The following is an 18435-nucleotide window of genomic DNA, read 5'->3' on the forward strand; positions in this document are numbered from 1 at the left end:
TCTTATTTAATTAGATTCTTTTTCCTGAGAAGTGTCATTGTCATTGGTAGTTTATCTCTGTATTTCAAAAGCCAGTTATGCCCCCCCCAGTAAAGCATCCAGGCTTGTAAGTGACATCGGGTATTGCCCCTGAGATAAAACAACATTTATTAATGATGATGAGATTATATCTCTCTCGCTCCAGTCTACTCTTTTATTTCTATAACATCGTACTGCTTTAGGAAGACAGGAATTAAGCCAGCCATTTTCATGTTTATTTAGCCAAAAGAAACTAGCATAACAACTTTCCTTGACTAACTTTCGCGTTACAGAAATGGATTGATTATGTATAAATCTTAATATTTTCTGCTTATGACGCCGTCTTAAAGAATCTTTTTTACATTTTTTACGCCATGAGCATAAACCGTAACAAGATGAAATTACAGAGGATACAGTTCCTTCCGATAATGAGTTTTTCTCAGCTATGGATGCCAGACTAAACCCCCTTACAGCCATAGACTTGATAAGCAATTCAGTGAATATATTAATTTTTGTGTTTCGCTTAAACGCCCTCAGGTATTTTTTATAAATAAGTGTTTTAATGTAACATCTGCTGCGATTAAATTCTCTCCCAAGGTTGCTAACACTAGTATTATTTTCAGCCATATGAAAGCTGTATTCCTTATGACTTTTAAAGATTTCTTTCTTTTTATTAGGACGACTTCCTGCATACGTTGGCCAGCAAGTATTTAACAAACAATAACAAAGCAAAAGGTGTTTTGTGGGATGCTGACAACATTTATCTTTGAGTATAGGCTCCCAGTAGTGATAATCAGTAAGGGATGTCGGTAGAAGCTCCGATGAACCCTCCCCAAATAACTGGCACTTAGCATAAACATGTGCGTAAAATACATTTTTCTTCAGATTCCCGTCCAATGATAATAAATTTAACTTTTTAAGTACATCCATGTAATTTGGGTGACAAATTTCTTTTCTTCTGATTATATTTATGGACTCATAACAAAATTTAGCAAAATCGAAGTCTGTCTCATTGCTGAGTTGTTCTGTATACGAAACAGGAGGCATCAGTCCAATACGTATGTGCGGTGCAGAAGGGACATTGATGCTTTCAAGCACTACCTGGTGCCGATGGCAGGTTGTAACCCCATGAAGTTGATGCGCCAGATGCCAATAAGTAACACCATAATGAAAAGTATCTTCACGAGCGCAAACCGGGCAAAACTTCAATAGTGTCCGCTGTCCTAGTGAAAAATTACTAAGGCGGCACAATCGATTAAGCCTGGCAGGGGTCGTGTTGAAATCCATAATTTCATTACGACTGATTGGTAGTGCCCAGGCAAACAGAGGGAGTAAAGTCTGTTCATGCCAGAGCTGGTCTGCACTTTCGGATGTATGAAGAGAAATAGCCTTTAATCCTGAATTGAGAATTGGATGGACGCTCATATCAGGTTTGTGGAAAATGATCGTTAACAGAGAAGATGGGGACATACCGTACACGGTAGCTGTCCGACAAAACCGACTGAACAAGGATTCATCAGGTAAAACAGACAACATTCTCATTTACCCCACCTCTCTTTGACCGTTACGAACTGATGACCTCATTACAATTTATTAAGTGGATCTGTATTTATAAGCCCGCAACGCTGAAGAGCATCGTAGGTATTTTTCTTTTCAGCTGTTCTGGTGATAACAAGATCATGGTCAAGAGACAGTATTTTCTCGTCGAAATTGCGCATAACCTCGTCTATTTTTCTTACGAATTCCTTGTGCTGTGGCCTGTCTATATCTCCAGGGATCAAAGCTTTTAAGGGCTTCTCTGACATGAACTTAGCCGAAGCATCACTTTCATTAGATGCAGAGAGCCATTTGGCTTCCTCGTCTTCAGTCGCTGCCCCCGGGAGTAAAGTATCCTTATATTCCTCCGTATGGCTTACGAGTACCGGTACAGAGGCCGACAAGACTGCACCAGTTATGATTTCATTACCGCTACCGATAACCTTTAATTGTGCCCCCCGATAAATCATCTGAGCCAATCCAATGTTGCCTTTAGATAAAATGAATAATTTTTCGTTTAACTCATCATTTAATGGTGTTTCAACATTTGTCCATTGTAATGGCCATAAATAATGAATAAACGATTGCCAGTCTTGTGAGTCGTATCTGACATTTGAAATTTTCATATAACCACCAGACTCTGCCCGCCTGGCAATTCTCATTTTCTTTGTCAGAGTCTCGTCAAAAGGATGATTTCCACAAAAAACCATAGATACCCCCATCGAATCTACAATTTCATGTAAAAAATCAATCAACTTACTCTCACCTCCAGTTCTTGAAAATTTTAGCCTCTGCATTTCATCAATAACAAGGATACCTAAAAATGATGATTTTATTCTTTGCGCAATCTGGCGAGCCAGAGCACCATTTCTAATCTCTGGTGTAGTTCGTTCAATACCAATTGCATCATCTAATTTTTGTAAAATCTCTTCACAAAGGTCTCTCACACTTGAGTTGTATGGACAATTAATCTTTACCCATACGATTTGCTTACTGAAGCCGGGAAAAACTCCTTTATAGCTGCTGTGTTCTATAATCTGAGGGAAATGATCCATGACTTGCTCGATCATGGTAGTTTTTCCAGAACCACTCATTCCAACTATCGTAATGGTTTCAGCCTGGGATTTAAAATATCCACTTTCGGGTTCAATATCAGGACGCTCAGTCCCATAGTAATGAAGATATTGAATAGTTCCGCTTTTTAAAGGATTACGGGCTGCATAGCTTTCCCTAAGTGCCCGTAAAATCATTTTATAAGCCTGGATAAGATTGGTTTGAGGGCAACGGAATTTCTTTATACGTTCGACATACTGCTCTCTAACATTCGCCGGGGCAGTCCAGCGGATTTTTTCGTCAATTTCGGGAAAATAACTCATTTCCAGAAGTACTTCATCTTCCGTAAGCGCTTCAGGAAGTGCTTCAATTAAGGGGTTGCCACGATACTCAGGTAACTCCTGTTCTTTATATATCGCTGAAACGCTCCGTATAAGGTTCATTATTCTGCGTCCTCAGTCTTCTTCTTACCTTTTAACCATCTTTGTTTCTCCTCCCGGCCAGGCAAAAGCAGAACCTTACTGGATGACGGAAGTAGGGGTTCAGGTCTTCCATTAGCAACATCAGTTCGCCCTAATGAATCAAGTTCATTTTTCCTGTTCTTTTTAATATCTTTACCATGTACCCGTCGAGATTCGTATATTTCATTTAATCTTTCGTTACCTTTCTTGTTAAAATCATCTTTATTATTGATATTGCTGAGTGAATTCAGAGTAAATAAATTAATTTCTTTTTGAGTATCTACCCAATCAGCCATTACATCTGTATCAAGATGAGCTTTACCTTTAAATATATCTCTTTTCTTAAGCAGGTAATGCTTTTTGAAAATGCTATTTTTGTCAAATCTTACATATATATAATCTACGCAATTGTCATCTATTCTTGCTTCACAAGTGGTTCTTCCAAATACTCTGGCACCTGATGCAATGTCTGGATCACATTCATAAAAAAGATTATTGTACTGAATCCCACCGGCGGTAATGTTAGCGTTCACAGGGATCAACAATCGTGCGATCACTTCGTCGGCCCCAACGGCTCTTGCGCTGAATCTCCCGTGCTTTAAGCTTATCATCCAACTATTTTTTGGTGATATTACGAGATCATTTTCAATCAGTAAGGGATTGATATAAGCCAGTTCTTCATATGTTCTCTGATTATGTGCAAGTATCTCCCGAATCAGTAAAGACGTGACCTCCTGAATCGTTAAACAAGCCCTGGATTGCGGTGTTGGCTCTCCTTTAACAATCTTACCCCTTCGTGTTGTTCCAATAAGCCTATGAATAACTTCATCATTTAGAATACCGAAACAGCGTTCAACAATGCTTTTTCTGTCGCCTCTACCGACTGGCGCAAACTCAAGTTTTGTCAGGGGGGTCATCTTTTCCTGAGGTTTAAGACCAATCATCTCCCCGTTGTCACACATCAATGTTAATGGAATATGAGAACAAGGCCAATCATCATTAGTAATAGAGATTCCAAATAATCTACAATATTCTTTTTTTGGCATAAAGCAATTTGCTAACGCTTGTCGGGCAGCTCGCCATGAAGCATGGTATAAAGAAACATGAAGGCCAACAATCATTCTTGTTGCGCGATCCACCACTGTATAAATAGTTGGGCGCCCAATGACTTTTCGTCTGTTTAAACTCGAAATAAGATGTACATCAGCGACAGTTGAGTCTATTTCGAAAACATCACCCGGTAAAACAGTTGTATTAGCCGCACTACCTAAAAGCGCCCGCATTTTGAGGTCTATTTCTTTTTTCGTGTTCTTCTTCTTTATCGAGAAATCTTTAGTGAAGAGTTTTTTATTCCAGTATGAAAATTGTTTTAAAGAAGGAACATATGGAGCTCTATTTTCTAAGTTCGCTGTTTTAATTTCATCCCTAAAATACAAATCAATATGTCTCTCTAATGTTTTCTTTATCGTATCTCCGTTAACTTTATAATGATACATAATGAGAGATTTTCTAATATTATTTATATCTCTTTCATTAAGAATGAAAACACGTGAACGTTCATTAGGTAATGCTCTGTTTTTCTTGGAATTCCCAAGTTTAATTTCATGTTTGATTCTACTTTTCCCAGCGGCACCACAGTTCGAGAATGCGGGTAGTAATGCATAAACATCCTGCCCATGTCGCCAGTACAACGCCAGAAGCGTTCTGATAGTATATTGTGATATTTTTTTATTTCTGGAGTAGTCCATTAAAAGGTGAGACTTTTTATGTAATGCATAGTCGAACAGAAACATTCTGTCATCTACAAGATCTTTAATGATATTGTAATTTTCATCTCGCCTTCCCCTGTCTTCATCTGTTATTTCTTTCTCATCTACTAACATATATGAAGGGTATATATAATCTTTACAAGTTATGCTATTTGATTCAATATAATATTTAAACAATGAAAATGAGAAAGGAATTGGCTTACCCGTTCTTTCTGATTTTATTTTAAACAAAATTAACAAATCAACCTTTTTGTCAAAATCCAAAACACGATAAAGCCCCTCTGCAAGCAAATCAGTGCCTTGAGAGAGCCAGACTGAATTTCTAATAATATCCATTTGCGTTCAGTCCTATATAGTGGCCATTGGATATTATCTTTATCAGACCGGTTTCGAGTATTGGATATGATAAATCAATTTTTATCATTTTTAATCCAATCATTGCCTGCAATAACATCATCGCTTCTTGTGCATCTACCCCAATGATTGATGAAATCATTGCACGTAGTCCCACTATGGGATAAACATCTGGTTTAAGCTTCCATAGGATTTTATCAAGAGGATATTTATCATAAAATTCAGAACCATCTCTTAATACAGAAGTAGCCCAGCAAATGTTTTTACCGACGACGTTATTGAGTTCCGAGCCAACATAAATTTGAAACTCAACATCAATCAACTGCCAAAACATCCTCTCTATTTCAAGTTTTTGGGCTTCGCGTTCAGGTATGCTCTCGTTATGTTTTACTGCTATAGCTTTGTATCGAAGTCCGCCTTCAGGAGTTCTCAAGGTCAGTAAAAAATCGGTTGTCATAACATTCAGAACTTCGACAGGTACTCCTCTTACTCCCCTCACCATAGGATGTTGAAAATGTAGATGATTTGCTATTTGTTGGGTAAGCCGGAGAGGAAAGAGTGGGAATTGTTCCCGGATATCAATCACCGAGTCATTAAACTCAGCCAGATAGAAAAAGTTACTTTCGACAGAAGAAAGGAGATGATGGTTTCGAAACGTCTTAAGGCCAAAGACTATCGAACGGTTTCCACGGGATTTAACGTCCTGAGCTCTAAGCCAGGGCTGATAACTTTGGCCATAGCCCACTCCTATGCCGTCACCTAGCGCATTTTCATAATCCAAATAGGATTTGAGACGCCTACCCCTACCCATGATCGTACCCAAAAAACGACATTGATACGTACCTATATGTGCATTTTATAGTCTCCAACCCTATAACCACACATTCAGTAAGTATACAACATTAGCGTCGTTTTTTGAGAATGGTTACAACTTTAGTGCTTTGTGTACAACTTTATTGTCTTCGGACAGCAGGATCGTAGAGTCTTTCGCCTCTGATACCCGGTTCACGAAACTTTTATCGATTTTAATATAATCAATCGCCAGCGCGTGCAGACAGGAGAGTCCGGAATACCCGGTCCCAAAGTCATCAAGCGCAATGACGAAACCGGCGTTATGTAACGCAGTGAGATTTTCCACCAGATGAGGATTATCGATCAGCGGTTCACGCTCGGTCACTTCGAGAACCAGTTTGACCTCTTTACCATAAAAGCCTTTTCCAAAGACCCGGCAGTCAGCGATAAAAGAAGGCGCATTGATGTGTCTGGCGCTGATGTTCACTCCGATGTGAAATCCGTCCGGCAACTTAGGCAAAAGCGGCTTAAGCTCGGTCACCACTTTCGCCATTAACCCTTTGGTCAGCGGAATTATCAGGCCGCTGCGCTCGGCAATCGGAATAAAAACATCCGGTGGGATAAAGCCTGATTTTGGGTGCTTCCACCTTGCCAGTACTTCCACGCCATACAAACCGCCGGTATCGCCATTCACGATCGGCTGATAGTACGGAACGATCTGGCCGTGGATGATGGCTTTACGCAGATCGTCTTCAAACGAGCTGCTTTTCCCCCTGTAGCGACGGATAAGAATGCCAACAGCTACAGATAACGCAAGGATAAGCAGTATGAGGCTCCATCCCTGGTGCAGTAAACGCGTCAGGCTGAAAAAGGCGGGAGGCTGCCAGGCCATGCTAAACGGAAAATGTGCCGATGCTGTTATGGAGCCCGCCCACTTCACGGGGGGCCAACTGGTCACATCGCCCGCGCCGGCTATTGCTTTATCGCCAACAACCAGCCTCAGTCCCGTGCTGTTTGCTGCACTCGCAATAACATCCCGCAAATGCGCGTCGCTAACGCTTACGATAACGCGCCCTTTCGCGACGGGCATCTGAAAAAGTAACACCGGAATGCCGTTCACCAGGCGATTACCGGGGAGCAGCATCAATCCTTTGTTGGGCAGCGTCTGCGGGCGAACAATCAATACGCCGTTTCCGGGAAGGGAGGTACAGACGATCCTACCCTGCTGCTCAATCATAATGGCGCGAAGATGCGGTTTCAGCGCAGCTTCCGAACCCAGTTCACGCTGTCCGGTGTCGGTACACCCTGCAGCGGCGACCCGTTTTGCTGTATCTGCAGCACTGACAGCCTCAGCAAGAATGGCCTCAATTTTACGCGTGCTTGCGGCGGCGGTTTCGGCATAATTTGACCGGGCCATATGCCACAACTGCCAGTTAATGATCAGCATGCCACTCAGAAACACAAATAAGGCACACAGAATGGGGAGCATAACGTTGCGCACGATTTTTTCCTTAAGAGAAAAACGCTCATTTATGACCTGTATAAGGCGATCGCCTGGCAAACTCTGCGCTGCTTAAAGCAATGTGAAAAGTTTAGTTAAGATTTATCTTAAAAAACTGGTACTTCCGCATGAGTTACTCTGACTGAATAAGATAAACCTCCGTTATTATCAGGCTTGTGCCTTGCCCTGGCTGTGTTAAGATTTGTCAAATCAGGGAGCGAACGGGACAACTGGAAAATGAAAAAGATCATTGCCGTTGCTATCATTTCAACGTTGCTGGTCGCCCTCTCTCTCTACGCGGTTAATGCGGTTATCGTGGCCCAGCAAAAGAGCAAACAGCTCGAGGTTTCCCATTCCCTTTTGCAATATTCAGAAGGCCTCTCTCAAAGTGTGGCGCAGGCGCTCAAAAGCATTACTACACAGGGTTGTGATAAAACCAGTCTCGATAGTTACAGGCAGATAAAGTTAGATAGCCTCTATTTCGGGGATATCGGTTTTATTGAAAAGGGGAAAATAGCCTGTACTGCTTTTTGGGGTAAACTCGCCACTCCCGTTGCCCTTCCTGCAGAGCTGCATAAAACGCCACGGGGTTTTCTTCTGGCACAGTTTTCCAGAAAAGATTTTTTTACAGGCAATGCGGCAATTTATAATAGCGTGATTATATTCACCTCCCGCTATGCTTACGATAAGTTCACGCCGATTACGGCGAACTATTCACTGAGTACGACGACCAAAGATTTCGGCAGAACATTTTTCTCAGCCTCCCCGGTGATAAAAGAACAGAGCTGGCTGCATTCGAATCTGTTTACCTTAACCCTGACGCAGTGCAGCGCCGTATGGGATTTGTGTGTGATCGTGAAGCATCACAACGCAGGGCTGGCTTCATTGTCTCTGGTGGTGTTTACCCTTCTCACGGCAATTCTGGCTTTCATCTGGATAGCGATCACGCTGTTTTTCTTCCGCATCTATGAAGATCGGTTCTCACTGGAGCGCACGCTGGTTAACGCGGTAAAAGCCAATACCATCAGCGTTAACTACCAGCCCATTATTCGAATCCAGGATAAAAAAATGGTGGGCGTTGAAGTTCTGTCGAGATGGCGCGATAACAATCATGGAGAGGTCTCGCCTGAGCTCTTTATTCCCTTAATTAAGAAAATTGGCCTGTATCAAAAGTATTATATCAATATCATCGAAAAATCCCTGGCAGAAATCGCCTCGCTGGCGATTAAACATCAGCTGGTGATTTCATTAAATATTGGCCGAACCGAGATTGAAGACGGGCAATTCATTAAGATTCTGTGTCGTGAGTGTTTAGTGAATAGCATTCCACTCTCCTTGATAAAAGTCGAACTCTCTGAAAAGGCGGTTTCCACTGCGGATGTTCTCGAAGGGTTCTGTCAGGCGTTAAAATCATTGGGTGTGAGAATATCAATTGACGATTTTGGAGTACAAAACTCTAACCTCGCCCGCATATCGCTTCTGGAATACGATGAGATCAAAATAGACAAATCGCTGGTAGATGGTATTAATGAGCATTATAAACAGAATATATTCGTCATCTTTAGTGACGCCCTCGCCAGACTGAATAAAACGCTCGTCTTTGAAGGTGTGGAAAGCGAAACGCAATATCGCTTTATCGCTGACCGGTATCCTGATGCCCTGATTCAGGGGTGGTATTTCTCTAAATCACTGACCATTGGTGAACTGACGCAGCAACTTAACAACGATAAGCAAAAACCAGCGCGTTAACGTGTCAACATTGACGACGTGACGGCTCTGCATAGCGTCCAGTTATAATTCACGACGTTGAGTTTTAGCTCTCCGCAAACCTCACCGTAACGCTGCATGCGGCGCTCCCGGAAAAACGCCCTCAGTGATTCAGGCAGACAGTCTGCCTGGTAGCGCAACAGCGTAGTGTGCCAGAACGGCGCTGGCAAAGGGGTATTGCCATGGCGTAAGCGCAACGCCGCTTGCCAGTCCGTGGTTAACAGACGTTCACAAAACGCCTGCCGCTGCCTCAAGGCAAGTGTATCGGGTATGCCTGCAAGCAAGAGCTGGTTGGGCAATGCCACCAGCCTGAGTTCCCGAACCGTGATGCCCAGACCGGCAAAAGGGGTCCATGCGTCGATAAGCTGATGCGTCTTCGCCGGTAACGGTGCATTCTCGTCGTAGAGAGGGAGCGTTATGGGTACGAAGGTGAAATGGAAGCCGGATGGCGGCTGGAGGTCTACTAACGAGTCGTGGCGGGTCAACGCCCGCAGTTCCCGAAACAACATGTCGAGAGACGCGGTCATTTCCGGCTGGAAACCTGTCGCCAGTGCGAGCTTTTGCGTAGCATAAAACGGCTCCCTTACCGCTCCGATACCGTCCCGCTTTTCCCAGAGCGCCAGCGTCTTAGCGTTGGTGTCGTGGTAATGTTTTTCCAGATCAGACGTTTCCATTTCTTTCCTAAAAACATATAGTCGTCACATTCAGACCGTAGATTACCCTGAAGCACACTCTCATTTGGTTAAAACGTGAAAAATTCTCTGTTGTTTCCGCTGGTACTCTTTTTCCTGATCGTTATTTTCGCCCTGCTCATCGGTAAACCCTCAACGCACATCCCGGATAAAAAATGCATGTGGTCCGATAGCGTGATGCTGAGCTGTTTAGCAAAGCATCATCACAACGGTTTTTGAGGCGGACTATTCATTTCCCCACTGATTGAGGAAGTTCGCAATATCATCAATGCGCGCGCTACGGATGCCGGCTTCACTCGCCATCTCTTGCTGGGCTTCCTCGCTGATCTCTTCATTGTTCGATAAACGGGTGAGCAGCAACTGGAAATAACAGGCAAGAGGATCGCGCTCTGCCTCACTTACCGGCTCCGCGGCTTCCGACGCGTATTCATCGACGATGTCATAATACTTAAGTGGAATTTCATTGGGCATAAACAGTCTCTTCTCTGACCTTTAAGGGTAATGCGTAAGTATATCGGACGGCACTCTTAGACCAAAGCCTTGTTAATCAACGCAACCACAATGCAATCAATGCAGCCAGCGCCGGTAAAGCCTGAACATAGAGTATTTTTCGGCTGGCGGTCATGGCACCGTAAATGCCCGCAATCAGCACGCAGGTCAAAAAGAAGAAGACCACAGGAACACCGCTTTCACCAAGCCACAGTCCCCAGAGCAGTCCCGCCGCCAGAAAACCGTTATACAACCCCTGATTTGCGGCCAGCACACGGGTATCGCGTACAAAATCAGGGCTGAGATTAAATGCCTTGTGGCCTGTTTTTGTGTTCCACAGGAACATTTCCAGCACAAGTATGTAGAGATGAATTAATGCAACAATAGCGACAAGGATCGTAGCTAACATCTTGCAGTCTCCCGCAGGCAGAGGAAAAAAACGGGGACCTTCTGGCCCCCGTTCACGTTTAACCCAGAATCTGGATGACATATTCGCGATGATCGCGTCGCCAGACTCTGAACATTTTAGCATCTTCTATAGCGTTAACGATCGGGCCAGCGACTTCAACCATTTTATATGGCGCATCAACGTGACACCGGAACGTACATTAACTCAGAACGCTTCCGTTCCATACCTCTCCGAGATTTATTACCCGGTCATTATTGTATGCACCAGAGGCATTCAGGTTTTTCAGCGGGCTCCAGTCATTGTTCCAGGGGATAAACATGGTTGCTTTAGGGTATTTCTGAAGAATAACACTCACTAAATTTGCATAATCAAACTGGCCGTTAATTGTTGATGGCCCCACCTCAGCAAAGGCAAACGGCTTATTCAATGCCACCATTTCATCGTAACCGTTTACAGTGGCAGGATTGTCTGTATACAAGTCCAGGCCAGTAATATCAACATACTCTGCGCCAGGGTAATAAGATGTCTTATAATCCCGGTTTGCATCAGGAGAGAAGACCCAGAGTAAATTGTTTAACCCTTTCGTTTTAACGAAATAGTTAAAGATATCCTGATACAGGCGTCGATACAGATCCATACGTACAGTATCGTTTGTATTCTCACCGGTTGCCCCCCACCAGAACCACTCGCCATTCATCTCATGCAAGGGTCGATAAAAGACGGTGACACCTTTCTCATTCAGTTGCTGTAGGCCCTGAGCGACCTTATCAAGCATTGCCAACCAGCGTCCACGCGACGGTGTTCCAGACTGTAAGATTGCAGAAAATTCATCATTACTCACAGGATGCTTGAGAGCCCCCTTTCCATCACCAGGATTATTCCCCGCAAAACAAGGGTTTGGTAAATGGTGGCTGATCGCGACCAGTCCGCCTTTTTTCCAGTGGTCGATCAGATCGGCATTACAACCAAAATCGATCAAACTGGCTTCCTCTCCTGGGGTACAGGCATCCCAGCCACGGGCATAGTCAGCGCTATAAATAGCGGGGAATTTCCCGGTCAGGGCCTGCAGGTCTTTTCCTTGTTGCAGGGAAAAAGCATCGACGCCGCCGATATTGCTATAGCCACCAAAAATACCTGAAATGAGCTTTTTACCCCGTCGATCGGACAGACCACTCAACCACTGATAAATCATTTTCGCATTATTATCTGCAGACTGATTTGCGGGTACTACAGTAAAAGTACTCATTTGTAGAATATCCTTACGTCTCGATTGGAAAATACATGGCAATGAATGACCATGCGTGTTTGCTACGTACACAATAAAACTGATATTGCCCGGCTTTATTTTTTCGTACAGTTTGTCTGGCTTTTCCCACTTCTGCGGACAGTGCCAGCGCAGCAATACCGTTTGATTAGACAACTTGCTGCGACAGGGATATTTATATCAGCCGCCTGCTTAAAATGATGCTAATTCACGTTGTGCTATCTCCCGTAATACGAGTGATATTCCGCACACCAGAAAGTTATGCTGACAACAGAATTAATGAGGGTTTCACCGTAATCGCGTCGTAGCCGATAAGTCAGATCAGGTATTCATGAGCGCGGCACCGGGTGAGGCCGGACACCATAACAATGAATTTAGTGAGACGTGGAATTAAGATATTCAAGAAATTTTGGGGCATACATCGCCGAATCAAACGGCGAAAGCGCATGATGGCCCGGTAAAGCGTGGACGGTAAATGCTATTGAAGGGAGGGGTTTTAATAACCGTACGAAATCGAATAATAAAAAACGGGAACCCATCGGCTCCCGTTCTTGTTTAACCCAGCAAGTGGATTACATGTTCGCGATAATCGCGTCGCCAAACTCTGAGCATTTCAGCAGCTTAGCGCCTTCCATCAGACGTTCGAAATCGTACGTTACGGTTTTGGCGTTAATCGCGCCTTCCATACCTTTAACGATCAGGTCTGCGGCTTCGAACCATTCCATATGACGCAGCATCATTTCTGCAGACAGGATGATAGAACCTGGGTTCACTTTATCCTGGCCGGCATATTTTGGTGCCGTACCGTGGGTCGCTTCGAACAGTGCGCACTCGTCACCGATGTTCGCACCAGGAGCGATACCAATACCGCCAACCTGCGCCGCCAGGGCGTCGGAGATGTAGTCACCGTTCAGGTTCATACAGGCGATAACGTCATATTCAGCAGGACGCAGCAGGATCTGCTGCAGGAACGCATCGGCGATCACATCTTTAATGATGATCTCTTTGCCGGTGTTCGGGTTCTTGATCTTCTGCCATGGACCACCGTCAATCAGCTCACCACCGAACTCTTCCATCGCCAGCTGGTAGCCCCAGTCTTTGAATGCGCCTTCGGTGAACTTCATGATGTTGCCTTTGTGAACCAGCGTCACAGAGTCACGGTCGTTGGTGATCGCGTATTCAATGGCCGCACGCACCAGACGTTTAGTCCCTTCTTCGGAGCAAGGCTTGATACCGATACCGCAATGCTCAGGGAAGCGAATTTTCTTCACGCCCATCTCTTCGCGCAGGAATTTAATCACTTTCTCTGCGTCAGCAGAGTCCGCTTTCCACTCGATGCCCGCGTAGATGTCTTCTGAGTTTTCGCGGAAGATAACCATGTCGGTCAGTTCAGGGTGCTTAACCGGGCTTGGGGTGCCCTGATAGTAACGAACCGGACGCAGACACACGTACAGGTCCAGCTCCTGACGCAGCGCAACGTTCAGGGAACGAATACCGCCACCGACTGGAGTTGTCAGAGGGCCTTTAATAGCAACGCGGTAGTCGCGGATCAGGTCCAGCGTTTCAGCTGGCAGCCAAACGTCCTGGCCATAAACTTGAGTAGATTTTTCACCGGTGTAAATTTCCATCCAGGAAATTTTACGCTCGCCTTTGTAGGCTTTCTCAACAGCGGCATCAACCACTTTCAGCATTGCCGGGGTAACGTCTACACCGATACCGTCACCTTCGATGAACGGGATAATCGGATTGTGAGGAACGTTAATCTTGCCGTTTTGCAGGGTGATCTTTTTACCTTCCGCCGGAACAACTACTTTGCTTTCCATTAACCTCTCCTTCGAGCGCTTCTGGTTGTTACTGATCTTATGTTAATAAATTGTAATGAGCCCTTCGATAGTACCTGATTGTCCGACGCCATGAAAGGTCTTCGTTAATAGGCTATAATGCGGCAATTGATAACGTCTGAAAATACCATGAAGAAAACTTCTTTTACAAAACACCGGGTTGAGCGATTCAGCTCACGACAAGCCGCCAGAAGACCACAAGAATCCCAGCCAAAGCGGGTTATTTTGTTCAATAAACCCTACGATGTTTTGCCGCAGTTTACTGACGAAGCCGGACGCAGCACGCTGAAGGATTACATTCCTGTTCAGGGCGTCTACGCCGCTGGCCGTCTGGACCGGGATAGCGAAGGACTTCTGGTCTTAACCAACGATGGTGCCTTACAGGCCAGGCTCACTCAGCCGGGCAAACGCACGGGAAAGATTTACTTCGTCCAGGTTGAAGGTGAACCGGATGAAGAGACGCTGGCGACATTACGCCGCGGCGTGACGTTAAACGATGGTCCTACCTTGCCTGCAGGTATTGAGCTCGTCAGCGAGCCGGAATGGCTGTGGCCACGCACGCCGCCTATCCGCGAGCGCAAATCCATCCCGACGAGCTGGCTCAAGATCACCCTTTATGAAGGCCGTAATCGCCAGGTTCGCCGGATGACCGCACACGTGGGCTTCCCTACCCTGCGACTTATTCGCTACGCAATGGGCAACTACACCCTGGATTCACTGGCAAACGGTGAATGGCGGGACGTTACCCCTTAAGGAGTCACTATGTTTAAACCGCATGTCACGGTCGCCTGCGTGGTTCACGCGCAGGGTAAGTTTCTGGTCGTAGAAGAAAGTATTAACGGCAAGGCGCTGTGGAACCAGCCAGCCGGGCACCTTGAAGCCAATGAAACCTTACTGCAGGCCGCCAAACGCGAACTGTGGGAAGAAACAGGTATCCACGCGGAGCCGCAGCACTTCATCCGTATGCACCAGTGGATTGCCCCTGATCACACCCCGTTCCTGCGCTTTTTATTTGCCGTCGAGCTTAGCGAAACGTGCGCCACAGAGCCGCAGGACGATGATATCGATCGCTGCCTGTGGGTCACTGCCGAAGAGATCCTGAACGCGCCAAACCTGCGCTCCCCGCTGGTTGCCGAGAGTATGCGCTGCTGGCAGTCTGCCGGTCGCCTGCCGCTTGAGGTGATTGGAGAATTTAACTGGCCGTTTACAGAGGGTGCCAATGGTGGGGGGGCGTGATAGAATACGCCGCCTTGAAGTTCAATGTCGTGAGTATTCCATGTCAGATAACAGCCAGAAAAAAGTGATCGTCGGCATGTCCGGCGGTGTCGATTCCTCCGTTTCCGCCTACCTGTTGCAACAACAGGGGTATAAGGTGGAGGGCCTGTTCATGAAGAACTGGGAGGAAGATGATGGCGAGGAATATTGCACTGCTGCTGCGGATCTCGCCGATGCGCAGGCGGTGTGCGATAAGCTGGGCATTGAACTGCACACCGTTAACTTTGCCGCAGAATACTGGGACAACGTCTTCGAGCTTTTTCTGGAAGAGTACAAAGCCGGTCGTACCCCGAACCCGGACATTCTGTGCAACAAAGAGATCAAATTTAAAGCCTTCCTGGAATTCGCCGCAGAAGATCTGGGCGCAGACTATATTGCGACCGGGCACTACGTGCGTCGTGCCGATGTGAATGGCAAAAGCCAGCTGCTGCGCGGTCTGGATGGCAACAAAGATCAAAGCTACTTCCTTTATACACTCAGCCACGAACAGATTGCGCAAAGCCTGTTCCCGGTAGGCGAGCTTGAAAAGCCGCAGGTGCGTAAAATCGCCGAAGAGCTGGATCTGATCACCGCGAAGAAAAAAGACTCCACCGGTATCTGTTTTATCGGCGAGCGCAAATTCCGCGATTTCCTTGGTCGTTACCTGCCGGCACAGCCGGGCAAAATCGTTACCGTCGACGGTGATGAGATTGGTCAACATCAGGGGCTGATGTACCACACGCTGGGCCAGCGTAAAGGGCTGGGTATTGGCGGCACCAAAGAAGGCAGCGAAGATCCGTGGTACGTCGTAGATAAAGATGTCGAAAACAATATTCTGGTTGTTGCTCAGGGCCACGACCATCCGCGTCTGATGTCCGTCGGCCTCATCGCACAACAGCTGCACTGGGTCGATCGTGAGCCGCTGAAGGGTACGCTGCGCTGCACGGTAAAAACACGCTATCGCCAGACCGATATCCCTTGTACCGTCACCGCGCTGGATGATGAACGCATTGATGTGCGTTTCGACGAGCCGGTTGCGGCGGTCACCCCAGGCCAGTCCGCCGTATTCTACAGCGGCGAAATCTGTCTGGGCGGCGGGATCATTGAACAGCGCCTGCCGCTGCCGGCCGTTTAACACGATTGCACACATAAAGGAGAACGTGTGGCGAAGAACTATTATGACATCACCCTGGCACTGGCTGGAATTTGCCAGTCTGCCCGTCTGGTGCAACAGCTGGCGCATCAGGGTCATTGCGATGCTGACGCGCTGCACGTTTCACTCAACAGCGTTATCGACCTCAACCCCGGTTCGACTCTGGGTGTCTTCGGTGGGAGTGAAACCAATCTTCGTCTCGGTCTTGAAACTTTGCTTGGCGTGCTTAACGCCAGTAGCCGTCAGGGGTTGAACGCGGAGCTGACCCGCTACACGTTAAGCCTGATGGTGCTGGAGCGTAAGCTCAGCGCGGCTAAAGGCGCGCTTGATACGCTCGGTGACCGCATTGCCGGGCTGCAGCGCCAGCTCGACCATTTTGATCTCCAGTCCGAAACGCTGCTCAGTGCCATGGCCGGCATTTATGTTGACGTCATCAGCCCGCTGGGCCCACGTATTCAGGTCACCGGCTCTCCTGCCGTGCTGCAAAGCCCGCAGGTTCAGGCAAAAGTTCGCGCCTCCCTGCTGGCGGGTATTCGTGCCGCCGTGCTGTGGCATCAGGTTGGCGGTGGCCGCCTGCAGTTAATGTTTTCTCGTAATCGCCTGACGACTCAGGCAAAACAAATTCTTGCTCATTGTTAACCTCCCGGAGTTGCGAATTATGGAATTATCCTCACTGACCGCCGTATCCCCTGTAGATGGACGCTACGGCGATAAAGTCAGCGCGCTGCGCGGGATCTTCAGCGAATATGGTTTGCTGAAGTTCCGTGTTCAGGTTGAAGTACGCTGGCTGCAAAAGCTGGCCGCCCAGGCAGCAATCAAGGAAGTTCCTGCTTTTGACGCCCAGGCAAACGATTACCTCGATAAAATCGTTGCTGAATTCAACGAAGAAGATGCTGCGCGCATTAAAACTATTGAGCGCACCACCAACCATGACGTAAAAGCGGTTGAGTATTTCCTGAAAGAGAAAGTGGCAAGCGTGCCTGCGTTGCATGCCGTGTCTGAATTCATTCACTTCGCCTGCACCTCAGAAGACATTAACAACCTGTCTCATGCGCTGATGCTCTCCACCGCGCGCAAAGACGTGGTGCTGCCTTACTGGCGTAAAATCATCGACGCGGTAAAAGCACTGTCTGTCGAATATCGTGATATTCCGCTGCTGTCCCGTACCCACGGTCAGCCGGCCACTCCCTCCACGATGGGTAAAGAGATGGCAAACGTGGCGTACCGTATGGAACGTCAGTATCGTCAGCTGGAGCAGGTCGAGATTCTGGGTAAAATTAACGGTGCGGTAGGTAACTACAACGCCCACATCGCCGCCTACCCGGAAGTGGACTGGCATCAGTTCAGCGAAGCGTTCGTGACCTCTCTGGGCATTCAGTGGAACCCGTACACCACCCAGATTGAGCCGCACGACTATATCGCGGAACTGTTTGACTGCATCGCTCGCTTCAACACCATTCTGATCGATTTCGATCGTGACGTGTGGGGTTACATCGCGCTGAACCACTTCAAACAGAAGACTATCGCCGGTGAAATTGGCTCCTCAACCATGCCGCACAAAGTCAACCCAATCGACTTCGAAAACTCCGAAGGCAACCTGGGCCTGGCGAATGCGGTGCTGCAGCACATGGCGAGCAAACTGCCGGTTTCCCGCTGGCAGCGCGACCTGACTGACTCCACCGTGCTGCGTAACCTGGGCGTGGGTATCGGCTACGCGCTGATCGCGTATCAGTCCACCCTGAAAGGTGTAAGCAAACTGGAAGTGAACCGCGACCGTCTGCTGGACGAGCTGGATCACAACTGGGAAGTGCTGGCAGAGCCCATTCAGACCGTCATGCGTCGTTATGGCATTGAAAAACCATACGAGAAACTGAAAGAGCTGACGCGCGGCAAACGCGTAGACGCCGAAGGCATGAAACAGTTTATCGACAGTCTGGAACTGCCGGAAGACGAGAAAACCCGCCTGAAAGCGATGACCCCGGCAAACTATATCGGCCGTGCCATCACCATGGTTGACGAGCTGAAGTAACCTCCCTTCCCCCTTTCCGCCTGGAAAGGGGGCTGCTTTTCCCCGGTTTACTT

At 46.9% G+C, this 18435-nt stretch carries 15 protein-coding genes and 1 pseudogene; 6 read left to right on the forward strand and 10 right to left on the reverse strand.

Features of this window, described 5'->3' with window-relative positions:
* Positions 1–2 precede the first annotated feature (2 nt).
* The 5 genes and pseudogenes from F8561_RS15995 to F8561_RS16015 form a co-directional block, all read right to left on the reverse strand.
* Positions 3–1560, reverse strand: a pseudogene (locus F8561_RS15995) (TnsD family Tn7-like transposition protein).
* Positions 1561–1601: 41 nt separating this feature from the next.
* Positions 1602–3050 (reverse strand): ATP-binding protein, encoded by a 1449-nt coding sequence (locus tag F8561_RS16000; RefSeq protein WP_001049182.1) that lies wholly within the window; start codon positions 3048–3050, stop codon positions 1602–1604.
* Positions 3050–5173: a transposase gene (locus F8561_RS16005; protein ID WP_024551181.1), complete on the reverse strand. Its 2124-nt coding sequence runs from the start codon at positions 5171–5173 to the stop codon at positions 3050–3052. The genes F8561_RS16000 and F8561_RS16005 overlap by 1 nt, the downstream gene beginning before the upstream one ends.
* On the reverse strand, positions 5160–6002 hold the full coding sequence (locus F8561_RS16010) for a TnsA endonuclease N-terminal domain-containing protein (protein WP_024551180.1): 843 nt from the start codon (positions 6000–6002) through the stop codon (positions 5160–5162). Before F8561_RS16010 ends, F8561_RS16005 begins: the two co-directional genes overlap by 14 nt.
* A gap of 114 nt (positions 6003–6116) precedes the next feature.
* A complete protein-coding gene (locus F8561_RS16015; RefSeq protein WP_226778069.1) occupies positions 6117–7484 on the reverse strand; it encodes a cyclic diguanylate phosphodiesterase in 1368 nt (455 codons plus the stop codon).
* A 237-nt stretch (positions 7485–7721) separates the two neighbouring features.
* On the opposite strand from F8561_RS16015, the gene F8561_RS16020 reads away from it, so the two are divergent.
* Complete coding sequence (locus F8561_RS16020; protein WP_151887697.1) at positions 7722–9233, forward strand: cyclic diguanylate phosphodiesterase; 1512 nt, start codon at positions 7722–7724, stop codon at positions 9231–9233.
* Here F8561_RS16020 and F8561_RS16025 read toward each other — a convergent pair.
* The 5 genes from F8561_RS16025 to icd form a co-directional block, all read right to left on the reverse strand.
* A complete protein-coding gene (locus tag F8561_RS16025; protein ID WP_148575879.1) occupies positions 9230–9925 on the reverse strand; it encodes a hypothetical protein in 696 nt (231 codons plus the stop codon). The genes F8561_RS16020 and F8561_RS16025 overlap by 4 nt on opposite strands.
* A 243-nt stretch (positions 9926–10168) precedes the next feature.
* Positions 10169–10414, reverse strand: a complete 246-nt coding sequence (locus F8561_RS16030; RefSeq protein WP_047744441.1) for a YmjA family protein — start codon at positions 10412–10414, stop codon at positions 10169–10171.
* Positions 10415–10490: 76 nt separating this feature from the next.
* Positions 10491–10841, reverse strand: a complete 351-nt coding sequence (locus F8561_RS16035) for a DUF1304 domain-containing protein (protein WP_151887698.1) — start codon at positions 10839–10841, stop codon at positions 10491–10493.
* A gap of 199 nt (positions 10842–11040) precedes the next feature.
* On the reverse strand, positions 11041–12087 hold the full coding sequence (locus F8561_RS16040; RefSeq protein WP_151887699.1) for a glycosyl hydrolase: 1047 nt from the start codon (positions 12085–12087) through the stop codon (positions 11041–11043).
* A gap of 590 nt (positions 12088–12677) precedes the next feature.
* Positions 12678–13928 carry an NADP-dependent isocitrate dehydrogenase gene (gene icd / locus F8561_RS16045; RefSeq protein WP_014169617.1) on the reverse strand — a complete coding sequence of 417 codons (1251 nt, stop codon included), beginning with the start codon at positions 13926–13928 and terminating at the stop codon, positions 12678–12680.
* Between the two features lie 117 nt (positions 13929–14045).
* On the opposite strand from icd, the gene rluE reads away from it, so the two are divergent.
* From rluE to purB, 5 genes are read left to right on the forward strand one after another with little or no spacing between them, the layout of a single operon-like run.
* Positions 14046–14699 (forward strand): 23S rRNA pseudouridine(2457) synthase RluE, encoded by a 654-nt coding sequence (rluE, locus tag F8561_RS16050; protein ID WP_032681233.1) that lies wholly within the window; start codon positions 14046–14048, stop codon positions 14697–14699.
* A 9-nt stretch (positions 14700–14708) separates the two neighbouring features.
* Entirely contained in the window at positions 14709–15182 is a 474-nt protein-coding gene (locus F8561_RS16055; protein ID WP_151887700.1) for an NUDIX hydrolase, read from the forward strand.
* 40 nt (positions 15183–15222) lie between these two features.
* A complete protein-coding gene (gene mnmA / locus F8561_RS16060; protein WP_032670452.1) occupies positions 15223–16335 on the forward strand; it encodes a tRNA 2-thiouridine(34) synthase MnmA in 1113 nt (370 codons plus the stop codon).
* Between the two features lie 27 nt (positions 16336–16362).
* Complete coding sequence (gene hflD, locus F8561_RS16065) at positions 16363–16992, forward strand: high frequency lysogenization protein HflD (RefSeq protein WP_014169611.1); 630 nt, start codon at positions 16363–16365, stop codon at positions 16990–16992.
* Positions 16993–17011: 19 nt separating this feature from the next.
* On the forward strand, positions 17012–18382 hold the full coding sequence (gene purB, locus F8561_RS16070) for an adenylosuccinate lyase (RefSeq protein ID WP_063214578.1): 1371 nt from the start codon (positions 17012–17014) through the stop codon (positions 18380–18382).
* Positions 18383–18435: the final 53 nt, after the last annotated feature.

This window comes from Enterobacter sp. 198 (genome assembly GCF_009025585.1).
Classification (GTDB): domain Bacteria; phylum Pseudomonadota; class Gammaproteobacteria; order Enterobacterales; family Enterobacteriaceae; genus Enterobacter; species Enterobacter ludwigii.

What these genes read in the sequence shown, in the direction of transcription:
- F8561_RS16000 (WP_001049182.1), bottom strand. Translation starts at nt 3,050, where the DNA reads ATGAACCTTATACGGAGCGTTTCAGCGATATATAAAGAACAGGAGTTA.
- F8561_RS16005 (WP_024551181.1), bottom strand. Translation starts at nt 5,173, where the DNA reads ATGGATATTATTAGAAATTCAGTCTGGCTCTCTCAAGGCACTGATTTG.
- F8561_RS16010 (WP_024551180.1), bottom strand. Translation starts at nt 6,002, where the DNA reads ATGGGTAGGGGTAGGCGTCTCAAATCCTATTTGGATTATGAAAATGCG.
- F8561_RS16020 (WP_151887697.1), top strand. Translation starts at nt 7,722, where the DNA reads ATGAAAAAGATCATTGCCGTTGCTATCATTTCAACGTTGCTGGTCGCC.
- F8561_RS16025 (WP_148575879.1), bottom strand. Translation starts at nt 9,925, where the DNA reads ATGGAAACGTCTGATCTGGAAAAACATTACCACGACACCAACGCTAAG.
- F8561_RS16030 (WP_047744441.1), bottom strand. Translation starts at nt 10,414, where the DNA reads ATGCCCAATGAAATTCCACTTAAGTATTATGACATCGTCGATGAATAC.
- F8561_RS16035 (WP_151887698.1), bottom strand. Translation starts at nt 10,841, where the DNA reads ATGTTAGCTACGATCCTTGTCGCTATTGTTGCATTAATTCATCTCTAC.
- F8561_RS16040 (WP_151887699.1), bottom strand. Translation starts at nt 12,087, where the DNA reads ATGAGTACTTTTACTGTAGTACCCGCAAATCAGTCTGCAGATAATAAT.
- icd (WP_014169617.1), bottom strand. Translation starts at nt 13,928, where the DNA reads ATGGAAAGCAAAGTAGTTGTTCCGGCGGAAGGTAAAAAGATCACCCTG.
- rluE (WP_032681233.1), top strand. Translation starts at nt 14,046, where the DNA reads ATGCGGCAATTGATAACGTCTGAAAATACCATGAAGAAAACTTCTTTT.
- F8561_RS16055 (WP_151887700.1), top strand. Translation starts at nt 14,709, where the DNA reads ATGTTTAAACCGCATGTCACGGTCGCCTGCGTGGTTCACGCGCAGGGT.
- mnmA (WP_032670452.1), top strand. Translation starts at nt 15,223, where the DNA reads ATGTCAGATAACAGCCAGAAAAAAGTGATCGTCGGCATGTCCGGCGGT.
- purB (WP_063214578.1), top strand. Translation starts at nt 17,012, where the DNA reads ATGGAATTATCCTCACTGACCGCCGTATCCCCTGTAGATGGACGCTAC.